Source organism: Acinetobacter sp. CIP 102637, from assembly GCF_000368425.1.
GTDB lineage: Bacteria > Pseudomonadota > Gammaproteobacteria > Pseudomonadales > Moraxellaceae > Acinetobacter > Acinetobacter parvus.
Genome location: NZ_KB849435.1, coordinates 1,278,666 through 1,292,467, shown reverse-complemented (window position 1 = coordinate 1,292,467; position 13,802 = coordinate 1,278,666). Strand labels below are relative to the sequence as shown.

Here is a 13,802-nt window from a genome sequence, read left to right as displayed (position 1 = left end):
AACCATGACTGATTGTAGAGACGAAAAATAACGGGGTTAGAGTTGCTTAGTCAGCGCGTAACAAGTCATTCAAGCTGGTTTTTGCACGTGTTTTTGCATCCACTTTTTTCACGATAATCGCGGCATAAAGGCTGTAGCTACCACATTTAGATGGCAGACTGCCCGCAACAACCACAGAACCTGCTGGTACTCGACCATAATGGATCTCGCCAGTTTCACGGTCATAAATCTTGGTAGATTGACCAATGAAAACGCCCATTGAAATTACAGAACCTTCACCAACAATCACGCCTTCTACAATTTCAGAACGCGCGCCGATGAAGCAGTTGTCTTCAATGATCGTTGGGTTTGCTTGTAATGGCTCTAATACACCGCCAATACCTACACCACCAGATAAATGTACATTTTTACCAATTTGCGCACATGAACCAACAGTTGCCCAAGTATCCACCATTGTGCCTTCATCAACATATGCACCGATGTTGACATAAGATGGCATCAAGATCACATTTTTAGCTTGGAAGCTACCACGACGAGCAACCGCAGGTGGTACAACACGCACGCCAGCTGCTTTAAACTGCTCTTCAGTCCAACCTGAGTATTTGGTTGCCACCTTGTCATAGAACTGTAGGTCACATGCTTCGATTGGCTGGTTGTCATTCAGTTTGAATGAAAGTAAAACGGCTTTTTTTAACCACTGGTGAACAACCCACTCACCATCAATCTTTTCAGCCACACGAAGTGTACCGTTGTCTAAACCAGTTAATGCTTCTTCAACGGCTTGACGAATTTCTGTAGGGCAGTCCGCTGCGCTATAGTTGGCACGGTCTTCAAATGCTTGCTCAATGATCGTAGAAAGCTGAGACATGATCTTCCTTCATCCAAAAAAATTTTGAAGATTTTACACTAAATTGAACCAAGAAGCTTTGAAAAAAGTCGTTACAATAAAGTGTTATAAAATTAAGCAATAAAATTGTAATAAATTCGGATTTAATTGTTTTTTATCCATTATTTTGAAATATACAATTATTTTGAATTTGTATCAAAAAATAACAAAAAGTAATCAGTTTCTGTATAAAAAGATATGAATGATTATTTTAATATAAAACCACGGTAACAATTATATTTAAGTAAAAGTGTTTTTTTGAGGAGACTTCGATGAAAACTTTACGCGTTATGTTAGCGGCTGGTGTATTAACAGCAATTGCAGGTACTGCTTTTGCAGATGAGCAAATTGTTAAAGAATCAGCTTATGGATTACCTTCTTACTTAGCTCCAGTTTCAGTTCGTGCTGAAGTTGGTACGACTGGTTATGGTGGTGCGATTTCTTACCGTGTCAATCCATACGTTGGTGTAACTTTAGGTTATAACGGCGGTGATATTTCTTGGTCTGATGATTTAAAAATCGATGGCACTAAGTATGATATGGATATGGATAATAATAACACTTACTTAAATGCTGAGATTTATCCATGGGGTGCAAATGAGAATGCATTTGCTCGTGCTCTTTATGTAGCTGCAGGTGTTGCTTATATTGACAATGACTATGACTTACAAAAGCGTACTTCGGCGGGTCGTACATTAAGCATTAATAATAACGACTATCAGGTTGTAGATGCTAACCAAGAAGGCGGTGTAAATGGTAAAATGTCATATAAAAATGATATTGCTCCTTACTTAGGCTTCGGATTGAATGCGCCAGTTTATAAGAACGTAGGTTTGTTTGGTGAAGTTGGTGCTTACTATACTGGTAATCCAGATGTGAAACTTGCTTCTTATAACTTAGAGGGTGTTACTGGAGCTAAACCAATTGATCAAGCAGTAGCGGATGAGCAAGACAAAATTGCTAACAAAAGTAAGTATGAGTGGATGCCAGTGGCTAAAGTGGGTGTGAGCTTTAAGTTCTAATCCACACATTCAAAAAAAACGGGCTTTATGCCCGTTTTTTTATGCTCTAAATTTTTAGAAGAAAAGATTCAAAGATGAGTTTCTATGATTACTCTTCGGGATAAGCCACTTTTTTAAGTTCTTTGATGTTTGTTTTTGGAGAACATAAAGAAATAAATTCATAGCCATAACCACGAAGCAAATGTCCTTTGCGTACAGCAATCCATGTGGTATTGACACCAAAAATATCGGTTTTGATCTGTTGCAGACGGTAATCCCGCTCAGCATCATAGGCGACATCATTGACAATACCTACGCCCATATTCAGTTCAACATAGGTCTTGATGACATCGGCATCAAGTGCAGACATCACAATGTCAGCATGCAGTTGCGCATCTTCAAAAGCTTTGTCAATCTTGGAACGGCCTGTAAAACCACCATGATAGGTAATTAACGGATATTCCGCCAAGACCTCAAGGCTAATTTTGTCCAATTTGGCCAATGGGTGATCTTTAGGTGTAATGATGCTGTGATGCCATTCATAATAAGGCACGCTTGCAAGATTTTCCTCTGTGGTTAATGATTCCGTTGCGATGCCAATATCCGCCTCGCCCTGAAGTAGCATTTCTGCAATTTCTACTGGACTGGCCTGTTGTAAGACCAAGTGAACCTTTGGGAATAATTTCTTGAACTGATTCACAATCGGTGGAAGTATATAACGTGCCTGAGTATGGGTGGTGGCAATCGTCAGTGTTCCTTCATCTACCTTGTTAAAGTCATCGGCAAGACGCTTGATATTGTCTGCATCGACCAGCATCCGTTCAACAATACTCAATAATGATTGGCCTGGTTCAGTCAGCCCCAGTAAACGCTTGCCTTTACGCACAAACAGTTGTACGCCGAGTTCATCTTCAAGATCTTTAATGTGTTTACTGACACCTGACTGGGAGGTATAAAGTGCCGCAGACGCTTCGGTTAAATTAAAGTTTTGACGAACAGTTTCCCGAATAATTCTGAGTTGTTGAAAGTTCATAAATATTTTTCCACATAAAAGGTGGGGAACAACTAAAGTTCAGTAGGGAAGTTTAGTGTTCCTCCATATATTATTTTAAGCCACTTGCGTTGTTTGGTCTGCAAATAAATGAAGTTGAGCCGCACTAATCCAAACGGTTTGATTTGGCTTGAATTGATGTAAATTCGCTTCTTCTACACTTAATAAAATCTCAATGGTACGTCCACTGCGATCTTGTAATTCAGCAATGACCCTGCCTGCAATCCAGACTTCACGTAGAAACGTTGCCTCAATGGTATTTGGCTGTGGTTGTGCATGAATATGTAGTTCATTTGGTCGTGCAAAGGCGATCACTTTGCCTTGCGGTGCATCAATAGCAGTCGGTAACTGAATACGGTCATCACCGAGGCGAATGATACCGCCTGTATGCTCACCCTCAAAGCGGTTTGCCTGACCAAGAAAATCAAACACGAATGGTGTGGCTGGCTTTTCATACACTTCACGTGGTGAACCGATTTGCTCAACATCACCTTTGTTCATCACAATGATTTGATCGGCAACTTCCAGCGCCTCTTCCTGATCATGGGTCACAAAGATGGAAGTGATATGTAGTTCATCATGCAGGGTACGTAACCAACGACGAAGTTCTTTACGTACTTTGGCATCTAGTGCGCCAAACGGTTCATCCAGTAATAAGACACGGGGTTCAACTGCCAAAGCACGAGCTAGCGCAATACGTTGACGTTGACCACCCGAAAGTTGGGCAGGGTAACGGTCAGCTAAAAAGCCCAATTGCACCAAGTCCAATAAACGAGTCACACGTTTTTTAATTTCAGCTTCTGTTGGACGGGTGGCACGTGGGCGCACGCGTAAACCAAAAGCGATATTATCAAACACAGTCATGTGGCGGAACAGAGCATAATGCTGGAACACAAAACCGACCTGACGCTCACGCACATGGATGTTGGTGGCATCTTCACCCTCAAGCAAGACCTGACCGCCATCCGCAGATTCAAGTCCTGCGATGATGCGTAACAGTGTGGTTTTACCGCAGCCAGATGGACCCAGCAATGCAACCAGTTCACCCTCAGGAAAGTCTAGGGAGATGTTTTTTAGCGCATGGAATGCACCAAAGTGTTTTTCAATATTTTTAACTTGAATACTCATGTGTTCATTCCTTATGTATTTGGCTGATGTTCGTTGGCTTGGTCTTGACGGATTTCTAACCATGTTTTCAAAATCAGGGTAATAATCGCTAAAAATGCCAGTAATGAAGACACAGCAAATGCAGCACTAAAGGTATATTCGTTATAAAGAATCTCAACGTGTAACGGTAAGGTATTGGTTTGACCACGAATATGTCCTGACACCACCGATACCGCACCAAACTCACCCATTGCACGGGCATTACATAGAATCACACCGTAAATCAGACCCCATTTAATATTTGGCAGGGTCACTTTCCAAAAGGTTTGCCAGCCTGAAGCACCCAAAACAATCGCAGCTTCTTCTTCCTCTGTGCCTTGCGCTTCCATCAGTGGGATTAACTCGCGGGCAACAAAAGGAACGGTAATAAAAATGGTCGCCAATACAATCGCAGGAACGGCATATAGAATCTTGATGTCATGATCCATTAACCAGCCACCAATCCAGCCTTGTGTACCAAAAATCAGCACCAGCATTAAACCTGCAATGACAGGGGAAACTGAAAACGGCATATCAATAATGGTGGTCAAGATGGCTTTGCCACGGAACTGAAACTTAGCCACGGCCCATGCTGCGGCAACCCCGAATACCACATTGATTGGAACGGCAATTGCAGCGGTTAATAAAGTCAGCTTCACCGCAGACAGGGTATCTGAATCGGTCAGGGCATGGATATACACTTCAATCCCTTGTTTAAACGCTTCTACAAACACCAGAATCAGCGGCAAAATCAGGCAGCTCAGAAAGAAAATCATTGCCACGGTGATCAGCGTATAACGTACCCAGGTCGGTTCACGGGTTGCATCGCGGGCCTGTAACTTGAGTGCCAAGGCATTGCTATTGTTATTTAAGCTCATTGTGCAACTCTCCCTGTACGGCGGCTTGCCCATGCCTGTAATAAGTTAATTAAAAATAGGATGGCAAAGGAGAGAACCAGCATCACCACGGCAATGGTGGTTGCACCTGCATAATCATATTCTTCCAGACGGGAAATAATCATCAATGGTGCAATCTCGGTCTTATATGGCATATTCCCTGCGATGAAAATAACTGAACCATATTCACCAACACCACGGGCAAATGCCAGCGCAAAACCTGTCAGTAATGCAGGGAATAAAATTGGCAGAATCACCTTACTAATGGTTTGCCAGCGATTTGCGCCCAGTGCAGAAGCCGCTTCTTCAAGCTCCGTTTCAATGTCGCTGAGTACAGGTTGTACGGTACGCACCACAAAAGGCAGGCCAATAAAGATCAGGGCAAGGGTAATACCCAGCGGGGTATAGGCCACATGAATACCTAAAGGTTCAAGATATTGTCCAATCCAGCCATTTTTTGCATACAGTGAGGTGAGGGCAATACCTGCAACCGCAGTGGGTAACGCAAAAGGAAGATCAACCAGCGCATCGACAATTCTTTTGCCTGGAAAGCTATAACGTACCAAGCACCATGCCAGTAATAAGCCAAAAATCACATTGACTGTGGCGGCAATCAGGGCAGCACTAAAGCTTAGTTGTAGAGACTTTAAAATTCGTTCAGAAGTTAAGATTTCCCATAATCCGTCCCATCCAATCCCAAAAGATTTGATAAACACAGCAGATAAAGGAATAAGCACAATGAAAGACACGTAAGCGAGGGTAAAGCCTAAAGAGAGACCAAACCCAGGCAGCACTCGGGAACGCTGCGACATGATATTTCCTCAAGATGAGAGATGCTTGCTAAAGACCAGTAAGCAAATAAATAACGCGAAAACTAAAGGTATGAAGAGCTGAGCTTAGGCAAATTTCAGGTTAAAATTTGCCTGACTCATTCGGTTTACAGGCTGCATCTTTTTTTCGGGCAGCATGTAATTGAGGATTTCAGGAAAAGGACCAAACCCAGATGCCACATTGATATGACCAACCTGACCCAGATTAATCGGAGTGAGTTTCCATGCCTGTGCAAGCTGTAACGCATCGACATAACCCAGCCATGGATCATTTTCACTAATCAATAATGTGGTCGGCACATCAATGCTGAGCTGATGAAAATATTGCTTGTAGTCCGTCAGACTATGACGGGCAAAGCCACTTTCACCAAAACGGGCAGGGTTGGCAGGTGCCACCAGAATCAGGTTTTTCACTTTTGCCCTGAGTTCAGGATGTTCAGCAAGAGCCGCAACACTGGTCAGGCAACCAAAACTGTGTGCAACGATTTGCACAGGCGATTTAATTGCTGCAACTGTTTTGACAAACTGGGCAACCCATTCATTTAATACTGGTCGGTCCCAGTGTTTTTGCTGCACACGAGAACTAGACACGATTTGCTGTTGTAACCACGACTGCCAATGTTGTGCTTCACTGCCACCAACACCAGGAACAATGACTGTATGAACCATGTCTATTCTCCTTCTTAACTTCCCCCTTGCGCTGTTATCAACTACAGCGCAAGGAGACTTTATTATTTGCCTGTACTATTGGTCTTAACGATCTGGTCAAAAATACCGCCGTTGTCAAAGTGGGTTTTTTGTACCTTGGTCCAGCCACCAAACTCTTTATCAATGGTGATAAGTTTGAGCGGCTTAAATACATTGCTGTATTTCTTCAATGTGCCTGCATTACGCGGACGGTAGAAGTTACGCGCTGCAATTTCCTGACCTGCTGGTGAATAGAGATAGTTCAGGTAACCACGGGCAATTTGCAGGTTGCCTTTCTTCTCGGCATTTTTCTCAACCACGGCCACAGGTGGCTCAGCAAGAATTGAAAGTGATGGAGTTACAATTTCAAACTTGCCTGGTTGCTCACGTACAGCAAGGAACGCTTCATTTTCCCAAGCCAGCAACACATCACCGATGCCACGTTCAGCAAAGGTCGTGGTTGAACCACGGGCACCTGAATCAAGCACCTTGGTTTGTTTATAAATCTGGCGTACGAATTCCTGTGCCTTGGCATCATTACCACCTTTCTGGTGTTTTGCCCAAGCCCATGCTGCCAAATAGTTCCAGCGCGCACCACCTGAAGTTTTAGGGTTCGGGGTAATGATTTCTACACCTGGTTTAACCAGGTCGCCCCAATCTTTAATCTGTTTAGGGTTGTCTTTACGCACAAGGAAAACGATGGTTGAGGTATAAGGTGTTGAGTTATTTGGCAGTTTCTTCTGCCAGTCTGCTGGAAGCAATTTTGCATTTTCAGCAATTTCATCAATATCCGCTGCAAGGGCAAGTGTCACCACATCAGCATTTAAACCATCAATCACGGCACGGGCTTGTTTGCCTGAACCACCATGGGATTGTTTGAAGTCAATGTCCTGACCTGTACGCTGTTTCCAGAAAGCACCAAACTGCTTGTTGAAATCGGTATAAAGCTCGCGGGTTGGGTCATAAGAGGCATTTAAAAACTCTTGTGCTGCAAAAGAAGACACTGAGAGTAATGCGGCAATGACACCAACTTTTAACTGAGATAAACGCATGAAAAACCCCTTGAAACTAAATGAATGTTTGAAATATGGATGCAGCATAACGCCAGTTTTATTGCAAAAAAAATAATTAAAAACGAATTTGATATGAAAAAAATGCAATTGCATAAAATAGATAAGCTATGCTGAATTATTGATAAATAATAAATTTTTATTTCACTGCTTAAGTTGGTATAATTATTTAAAATCAAAGAGTTATTTATTGTTAATCATGTGGACTATTTGGATTGAAAGGTGTTTGAATCATGCAATGCTATAAAAATGGACAATTCATTGATTCTATTCCTTTACTTGATCGGGCATTTCACTATGGAGATGGCTGCTTTACCACAGCACGTATTTTTCAGGAAAATTTTGAACTAAAAGAATTGCACTTTGCACGTTTAAAACTAGCTTGCCAGAACCTGAGTCTAGATGTGGATTTATCTCAAATTGAAAAATCAATCGAGCAGTTGCAACAACAGCATTCAAGCTTAAACGGCACCTTAAAGATCGTGATTAGTCGTGGAGAGGGAAACCGTGGCTATAGCTTGCCTTTGCATCCCGCCGATATTTACCTCTGGTATTATCCAGCCACATTGCAGGCTTTCCAGCCTGAATGGATTGCCAGTGGCATGCTAAATCGTGCTTTGGGCCTGACCATGCCGAATCTGGTGGGCTTAAAAACCCTGAACCGTTTGGAACAGGTGTTATTGAAACAGGAAGCAGACCAGCAGGGTTGGCTTGAGGCATTGGTCAGTGATGTACAGGGTTATATTGTTGAAGGCGTGAGCAGTAATTGTTTTATTCGTATAAATGGACGGTGGATTACGCCAGAACTTCGTTATAATGGCGTCCACGGTGTCATGCGGGCAACTATCCTGTCGCGAATGCAGCAATCACAGATTGAATGTGAGCAACGCTATATTGGAATAGATGAGCTTGGGCAGATTCAAAGCCTATTTTTCTGTAATGCCTTGCATCCGATGAAAGCGGTTGTTCGATTTCATGATCGAGCTTTAGAGCAACAACCTTGTCTTGATTTATTTAAAACTTTAAAACTGAACCAGATTGATTAATATGCCAAAGTCGCCAAATTCAAGCAAAAGCAATAAAAAACCGAAAGCCAAGCCGAAATCCAGATTTCCAGTGAAAGCATTTTTGGGCGCGATCATTGTTTTACTTGTCATCCTTTTGAGCATTGTGGGGACAAGCCTGTTTAAGAATTATCCTGTTGAAGGCAAGAAACAGCTTTTGGTCATTTCTTCGGGCGATACCTATTCCAGATTTATTGACCGTCTTGCAAAAGAAAATAAGGTGAATTTTCCGATAATATTAAAGCTGTACCAGAAGTTCATGATTCATGACAGTATGAAAGCGGGTGTGTATGAAGTCACTCATGGCATGAGTGTTCGTCAGGTGCTGGATATGTTGTCGAATGCTGAAAATGCACAGATGAACCGTATTCTGGTGATTGAGGGAACAACGTTTAAGCAACTGGTTCAGAATCTTAAAAAAGACCCAAATGTCAGCAAAACCATTCTGGATTTGCCACAGGATCAATTTCTTAAGGAGCTGGACATTCCATATTCACATCCAGAAGGTTTGTTTGCGCCTGATACCTATTTCTTTGCCAAAGGTGAAACGGACAAGAAAATCCTGACCGATTTATACCGCCGTCAAATGAAGTCACTGGATGAGGCATGGATAAATAAAGCGGCGAATCTCCCTTACAAAGATAAGTATGAAGCATTGATCATGGCTTCGATTATTGAGAAAGAAACCAGTCTGGACAGTGAGTTGCAACAGGTTTCAGGTGTGTTTGTGCGTCGTTTAAAAATTGGAATGCGTTTGCAAACAGACCCAACCGTGATTTATGGCATGGGTGATCAATATAAAGGGAATATCACCCGTAATGACTTACGTACCCCAACAGCGTATAACACCTATACCATTAACGGATTGCCACCAACGCCAATTGCTTTGCCAAGTAAAAAAGCAATTGAGGCTGCCATGCATCCAGATGACTCAAAAAATCTTTATTTTGTTGCCACAGGCAATGGTGGACATAAATTTACAGCATCGTTGGAAGAGCATAACCGTGCGGTACAGGAATATTTAACTGTGTTACGTTCAAAGAAAAATCAGGGTGAATGATGTTTATTAGTTTTGAAGGAACGGAAGGTGTGGGCAAAACCACGCTGATTCGCAAAATTCACCAGTACTTTGAACAGCAGGGTAAACAGGTGCAGCTCACCCGCGAACCAGGTGGAACGCCATTGGCGGAACAGATTCGTTCGTTGCTGTTGGCGGTGAATCATGAAGAACAAATGAGCCATGATACTGAGTTGCTACTGATCTATGCGGCACGGGCGCAACATTTACAGCAGGTGATTGTTCCAGCTTTGGAGGCTGGCAAGATTGTGTTAAGTGACCGTTTTACTGATGCCAGTTTTGCCTATCAATGCGCTGGGCGTGGTTTAAGTCAGGAAAAGTTGCAACTACTTAACCAAACGTTTATTTCGCATATGCCGAATATTACTTTCTGGCTGGATGCGCCGATTGAACTGGGTATGACCCGTGCCAGAGCGCGCGGGGCACTGGATCGTTTTGAGCAGGAAAAGCTGAGCTTCTTTACCAAGGTGCGGACAGGATATGAAAGCTTGTGGCAGGCTGAACCTGAACGGATTAAGCGACTGGATGCCACACGGAATGCTGAGCTTGTGTTTGAAGACGCCCTAAATTATGTAAAACAGCTTGCTTAGAAGCTGTTTTACATCGAATAAATATAATTACTCATTAACCAATGGCTGTTCCACTGCAAAATTTGGTGGTGTCAGAACAGTTTTACGAATTTCACTGGAGAGTTCAGGATAATCCAGCGTGTAATGCAGGCCACGCGATTCCTTGCGTTGCATGGCACAGCGAACAATCATCTCAGAAACAAGCACTAGATTACGCAATTCGATCAGGTTCTTGCTGACACGATAGTCCTGATAATACTCCGTGATTTCACGTTTTAACATTTCAATACGGTGCAGGGCACGTTGTAAACGTTTGGTGGTACGTACAATTCCCACATAGTTCCACATGGTTGAACGCAATTCATCCCAGTTTTGCAAAATCACCACATCTTCATCCGCATCGGTGACCTGTGATTCATCCCACGCAGGAACCTCAGGGAATTTAAAGCCCTCATCAAACTTCTGCTCAATATCTTCAGCCGCGCTCATGCCATACACAAAGCACTCCAGTAAGGAGTTGCTCGCCATACGGTTTGCACCGTGTAGACCTGTGTAGGAGGTTTCACCAATGGCATACAAACCTGTCAAATCGGTCTGGCTGCTAGAATCTACCATCACACCACCACAGGTATAGTGGGCAGCAGGTACAACAGGAATCATGTCCTTGGTAATGTCAATACCAAGCTCTAGCAGGCGTGCATAGAGTGTAGGGAAGTGTTCGGTAATAAATTCTGGTGATTTATGGGTAATGTCCAGCCATACATGGCGGATACCCAAACGCTTGATCTCGTAGTCAATGGCACGGGCCACAATATCACGGGGTGCAAGTTCGGCACGTTCATCAAAACGCAGCATAAAACGTTCACCATCAGGTAAACGCAGATAAGCCCCTTCACCACGCATTGCTTCAGTAATCAGGAACGAACGTGCTTTGGGATGGTATAAGCAGGTTGGGTGGAACTGGTTGAATTCCATATTGGCAACACGGCAACCCGCACGATAGGCCATTGCAATACCATCACCCGTTGCGATGTCAGGGTTTGAGGTATATAGATAGGCTTTCATTGCACCGCCACAAGCCAAAGCGGTGAAAGGGGCCAGAAACGTATGAACCTGTTCAGCACTTTCATCCAGGGCATATAAGCCAATTGCACGGTTAGGCTGGTTCTGGTGGCCAAGTTTATGCAAGGTGATCAGGTCAATTGCAATGTAATTTTCAAAAATGGTGATGTTGTCGCGTTCTTTGGCGCGTTCAACCAATGTGGTTGAAATTGCTTTGCCTGTTGCATCCGCTGAATGGATGATACGGCGTTGTGAGTGACCCCCTTCACGGGTAAGGTGTAATTGCTCGTCATCATCCAGTGTGAACTGCACACCTTGTTTCAGCAGGAAGTCAACAGAGGGTTTGCCACCCTCAACGGTATGTTTGACGGCATCCATTTCACATAAATGTGCGCCTGCAATCATCGTGTCACTAATGTGTTGTTGAATGGAATCAGTCTCGTCCAGTACCGCAGCAACACCGCCCTGAGCATAAAAGGTACTGGCTTCCGTGAGCGCCGCCTTTGCCAAAATTGCAATGTTGTAATGACTCGGTAAAGAGAGTGCGAGGCTTAGGCCCGCACCACCACTGCCTACAATAATCACATCAAAATGGTGAATTGTTTCTAAATCAGGCATGACGATCTGCTTCATTTTCAAACGTTCGCTAATGACAACGCTTTTTAATGAAAAAGGCAAGTGCCAATCTGCCTAGAATTGAATGAAATTTTAGCGAATAAGTTTATTTTAATTGCTTGCCATAATTTAGCAGATCTATATAAATATAGGTCAATTACGATTTGGAACACTGTTTTAATCTTTTTTTAAGGCTTCCCATGGTAAAACATGGCTGAGAGTGAAGATTGAGGTGGAACTCCACAATTTATACACATTCTGCCATTCTATTTCGTTGTATACCTTGAAAATATAAACATATTTTTACGAAAAGAATGCTAGGGTTGTGATAAAAACATAATCCTGAATTTTATTTGATCATCAGTATGTAGGTTCTTGCTTCATGAAAAGTCGCTATTTACAACAAGGAATGTATGCTGCGGTATTTACGGTGGCAGCTGCTCAAGTCAATGCTGCATCGCCAGTAGATTTTTCAAGTCTCGTTGAGCAGGTTAGCCCTGCTGTGGTGAGTGTGAATGTTGTGAAGAAAATGACTCAGGAAGAGTTGTTGCAGCAACAGGTTCCCGAAATTCTACGCCGTTTTTTTGGTAATCAGGTGATTATTCCCCAACAGCAGGGGCCACAGGAAAAAACCGCTTACGGCAGTGCGTTCTTTATCAGTAAGGATGGCTATCTGTTAACTAACCGTCATGTCATTGACGATGCATCACGTATTACCATTACCTTAAATGACCGCCGTGAGCTTGATGCAACCTTAGTTGGAAGTGATGAGCGTACTGATATTGCCTTGCTAAAAGTGAATGGCGCGAGTTTCCCTGAACTGAAAATTGGTGATTCAAATCAGCTAAAAGTGGGTGAACCTGTGTTGGCGATAGGTTCTCCTTTTGGCTTTGATTACTCAGCATCGGCAGGCATCGTCAGCGCAAAGTCACGTAATATGAGTGGTGAAACGTCAGTTCCATTTATTCAGACCGATGCAGCCTTAAACCCAGGCAACTCTGGTGGCCCATTGTTTAATCAGCGTGGTGAGGTAGTGGGTGTAAACTCGCGTATCTTTAGTGGTACGGGTGGTTATATGGGCTTGTCTTTCTCTATCCCAATTGATGTGGCGATGGATGTTGTGCAGCAGCTGAAAACTAATGGCAAGGTAACGCGTTCTTATTTGGGGGTGATGTTGCAGGATATTGACCGCAACTTGGCCGATGCCTATAAACTGCCAAAACCAGAAGGATCATTGATTAATCAGGTTTCGCCAAAATCTCCTGCTGAAAAAGCAGGCCTAAAACCAGGTGATGTCATTTTAAAACTGGATGGCAATAGCATTAGTCGTACCAGCGATCTGATTTATCGCTTAAACCGTATTGCACCAAACCAGACCATCCAACTGGAAGTTCTGAGAGATGACAAGATCCGTACAATTTCTGCGACTTTAAGTGTGGCGCCAGATGATACACCTGCGGCTGAGGATAAAAATAATCCAACCAATGGCTTGGGTATGAATATCCGTGACCTGACGGAAGCTGAACAAAGCCGTTTAAATGTTAATGGTGGTGCTTTGGTCCGTGAGGTTAAACGTGGTGGTTTGGCTTCATTGTCGAATCTGGTTGCGGGGGATGTGATTGTACAAGTCAACAGCACACCTGTTGCCAATAGTCAGGCATTTGCTAAGGCAATTGCAGCATTGCCAAAAAATAGTGTGGCCCGTATTGTGATTATCCGTCAGGGGCAACGTGCAATTGTTGGTTTGCGTCTTCAGTAATTCATCTTGATTTTTAAGACCACTCCTCATTGGAGTGGTTTTTATTTTGTAATGACGATGGGTTTAGACTAGTGTACGCAACGAAACT

Annotated in this window: 13 protein-coding genes; 5 read left to right on the top strand and 8 right to left on the bottom strand. The window is 43.2% G+C overall.

All coding sequences use genetic code 11. The features are described 5' to 3' along the window. Positions 1–46 precede the first annotated feature (46 nt). Positions 47–868 carry a 2,3,4,5-tetrahydropyridine-2,6-dicarboxylate N-succinyltransferase gene (dapD, locus tag F967_RS09235; RefSeq protein WP_004799499.1) on the bottom strand — a complete coding sequence of 274 codons (822 nt, stop codon included), beginning with the start codon at positions 866–868 and terminating at the stop codon, positions 47–49. A gap of 290 nt (positions 869–1,158) precedes the next feature. Here dapD and carO point away from each other — a divergent pair, with 290 nt between their 5' ends. Then, on the top strand, positions 1,159–1,908 hold the full coding sequence (gene carO, locus F967_RS09230) for an ornithine uptake porin CarO (protein WP_004799497.1): 750 nt from the start codon (positions 1,159–1,161) through the stop codon (positions 1,906–1,908). Between the two features lie 88 nt (positions 1,909–1,996). On the opposite strand, the gene F967_RS09225 is transcribed toward carO, so the two are convergent. The 6 genes from F967_RS09225 to F967_RS09200 form a co-directional block, all read right to left on the bottom strand. Next, positions 1,997–2,920 (bottom strand): CysB family HTH-type transcriptional regulator, encoded by a 924-nt coding sequence (locus tag F967_RS09225; protein ID WP_004799495.1) that lies wholly within the window; start codon positions 2,918–2,920, stop codon positions 1,997–1,999. A gap of 75 nt (positions 2,921–2,995) precedes the next feature. Then, positions 2,996–4,066 carry a sulfate/molybdate ABC transporter ATP-binding protein gene (locus F967_RS09220; protein WP_004761598.1) on the bottom strand — a complete coding sequence of 357 codons (1,071 nt, stop codon included), beginning with the start codon at positions 4,064–4,066 and terminating at the stop codon, positions 2,996–2,998. A gap of 11 nt (positions 4,067–4,077) precedes the next feature. Further along, complete coding sequence (gene cysW, locus F967_RS09215; protein ID WP_004676886.1) at positions 4,078–4,962, bottom strand: sulfate ABC transporter permease subunit CysW; 885 nt, start codon at positions 4,960–4,962, stop codon at positions 4,078–4,080. Further along, positions 4,959–5,792, bottom strand: coding sequence for a sulfate ABC transporter permease subunit CysT (gene cysT, locus F967_RS09210; protein ID WP_004676888.1), 834 nt, complete (start codon positions 5,790–5,792; stop codon positions 4,959–4,961). The genes cysW and cysT overlap by 4 nt, the downstream gene beginning before the upstream one ends. An 84-nt stretch (positions 5,793–5,876) precedes the next feature. Continuing rightward, positions 5,877–6,479, bottom strand: a complete 603-nt coding sequence (locus F967_RS09205; RefSeq protein ID WP_004799493.1) for an RBBP9/YdeN family alpha/beta hydrolase — start codon at positions 6,477–6,479, stop codon at positions 5,877–5,879. A 62-nt stretch (positions 6,480–6,541) separates the two neighbouring features. Then, entirely contained in the window at positions 6,542–7,549 is a 1,008-nt protein-coding gene (locus F967_RS09200) for a sulfate ABC transporter substrate-binding protein (RefSeq protein ID WP_004799491.1), read from the bottom strand. A 251-nt stretch (positions 7,550–7,800) separates the two neighbouring features. Here F967_RS09200 and pabC point away from each other — a divergent pair, with 251 nt between their 5' ends. Genes pabC through tmk form a run of 3 tightly spaced genes read left to right on the top strand, consistent with a single transcriptional unit; the run spans position 7,801 to position 10,299 of the window. Then, positions 7,801–8,613, top strand: coding sequence for an aminodeoxychorismate lyase (pabC, locus tag F967_RS09195; protein WP_004777269.1), 813 nt, complete (start codon positions 7,801–7,803; stop codon positions 8,611–8,613). Position 8,614: 1 nt separating this feature from the next. After that, positions 8,615–9,691, top strand: a complete 1,077-nt coding sequence (mltG, locus tag F967_RS09190) for an endolytic transglycosylase MltG (protein ID WP_004799489.1) — start codon at positions 8,615–8,617, stop codon at positions 9,689–9,691. Continuing rightward, complete coding sequence (gene tmk, locus F967_RS09185) at positions 9,691–10,299, top strand: dTMP kinase (RefSeq protein ID WP_004799486.1); 609 nt, start codon at positions 9,691–9,693, stop codon at positions 10,297–10,299. Before mltG ends, tmk begins: the two co-directional genes overlap by 1 nt. A 27-nt stretch (positions 10,300–10,326) precedes the next feature. Here the strand turns inward: tmk and nadB are convergent, their stop codons facing one another. After that, on the bottom strand, positions 10,327–11,964 hold the full coding sequence (gene nadB / locus F967_RS09180; RefSeq protein WP_171063100.1) for an L-aspartate oxidase: 1,638 nt from the start codon (positions 11,962–11,964) through the stop codon (positions 10,327–10,329). A 373-nt stretch (positions 11,965–12,337) separates the two neighbouring features. On the opposite strand from nadB, the gene F967_RS09175 reads away from it, so the two are divergent. After that, positions 12,338–13,714 carry a Do family serine endopeptidase gene (locus F967_RS09175; protein ID WP_004761589.1) on the top strand — a complete coding sequence of 459 codons (1,377 nt, stop codon included), beginning with the start codon at positions 12,338–12,340 and terminating at the stop codon, positions 13,712–13,714. Positions 13,715–13,802: the final 88 nt, after the last annotated feature.

Excerpts from the sequence above, each read along its gene's own strand:
- dapD (WP_004799499.1), bottom strand. The coding sequence starts at position 868 with ATGTCTCAGCTTTCTACGATCATTGAGCAAGCATTTGAAGACCGTGCC.
- carO (WP_004799497.1), top strand. The coding sequence starts at position 1,159 with ATGAAAACTTTACGCGTTATGTTAGCGGCTGGTGTATTAACAGCAATT.
- F967_RS09225 (WP_004799495.1), bottom strand. The coding sequence starts at position 2,920 with ATGAACTTTCAACAACTCAGAATTATTCGGGAAACTGTTCGTCAAAAC.
- F967_RS09220 (WP_004761598.1), bottom strand. The coding sequence starts at position 4,066 with ATGAGTATTCAAGTTAAAAATATTGAAAAACACTTTGGTGCATTCCAT.
- cysW (WP_004676886.1), bottom strand. The coding sequence starts at position 4,962 with ATGAGCTTAAATAACAATAGCAATGCCTTGGCACTCAAGTTACAGGCC.
- cysT (WP_004676888.1), bottom strand. The coding sequence starts at position 5,792 with ATGTCGCAGCGTTCCCGAGTGCTGCCTGGGTTTGGTCTCTCTTTAGGC.
- F967_RS09205 (WP_004799493.1), bottom strand. The coding sequence starts at position 6,479 with ATGGTTCATACAGTCATTGTTCCTGGTGTTGGTGGCAGTGAAGCACAA.
- F967_RS09200 (WP_004799491.1), bottom strand. The coding sequence starts at position 7,549 with ATGCGTTTATCTCAGTTAAAAGTTGGTGTCATTGCCGCATTACTCTCA.
- pabC (WP_004777269.1), top strand. The coding sequence starts at position 7,801 with ATGCAATGCTATAAAAATGGACAATTCATTGATTCTATTCCTTTACTT.
- mltG (WP_004799489.1), top strand. The coding sequence starts at position 8,615 with ATGCCAAAGTCGCCAAATTCAAGCAAAAGCAATAAAAAACCGAAAGCC.
- tmk (WP_004799486.1), top strand. The coding sequence starts at position 9,691 with ATGTTTATTAGTTTTGAAGGAACGGAAGGTGTGGGCAAAACCACGCTG.
- F967_RS09175 (WP_004761589.1), top strand. The coding sequence starts at position 12,338 with ATGAAAAGTCGCTATTTACAACAAGGAATGTATGCTGCGGTATTTACG.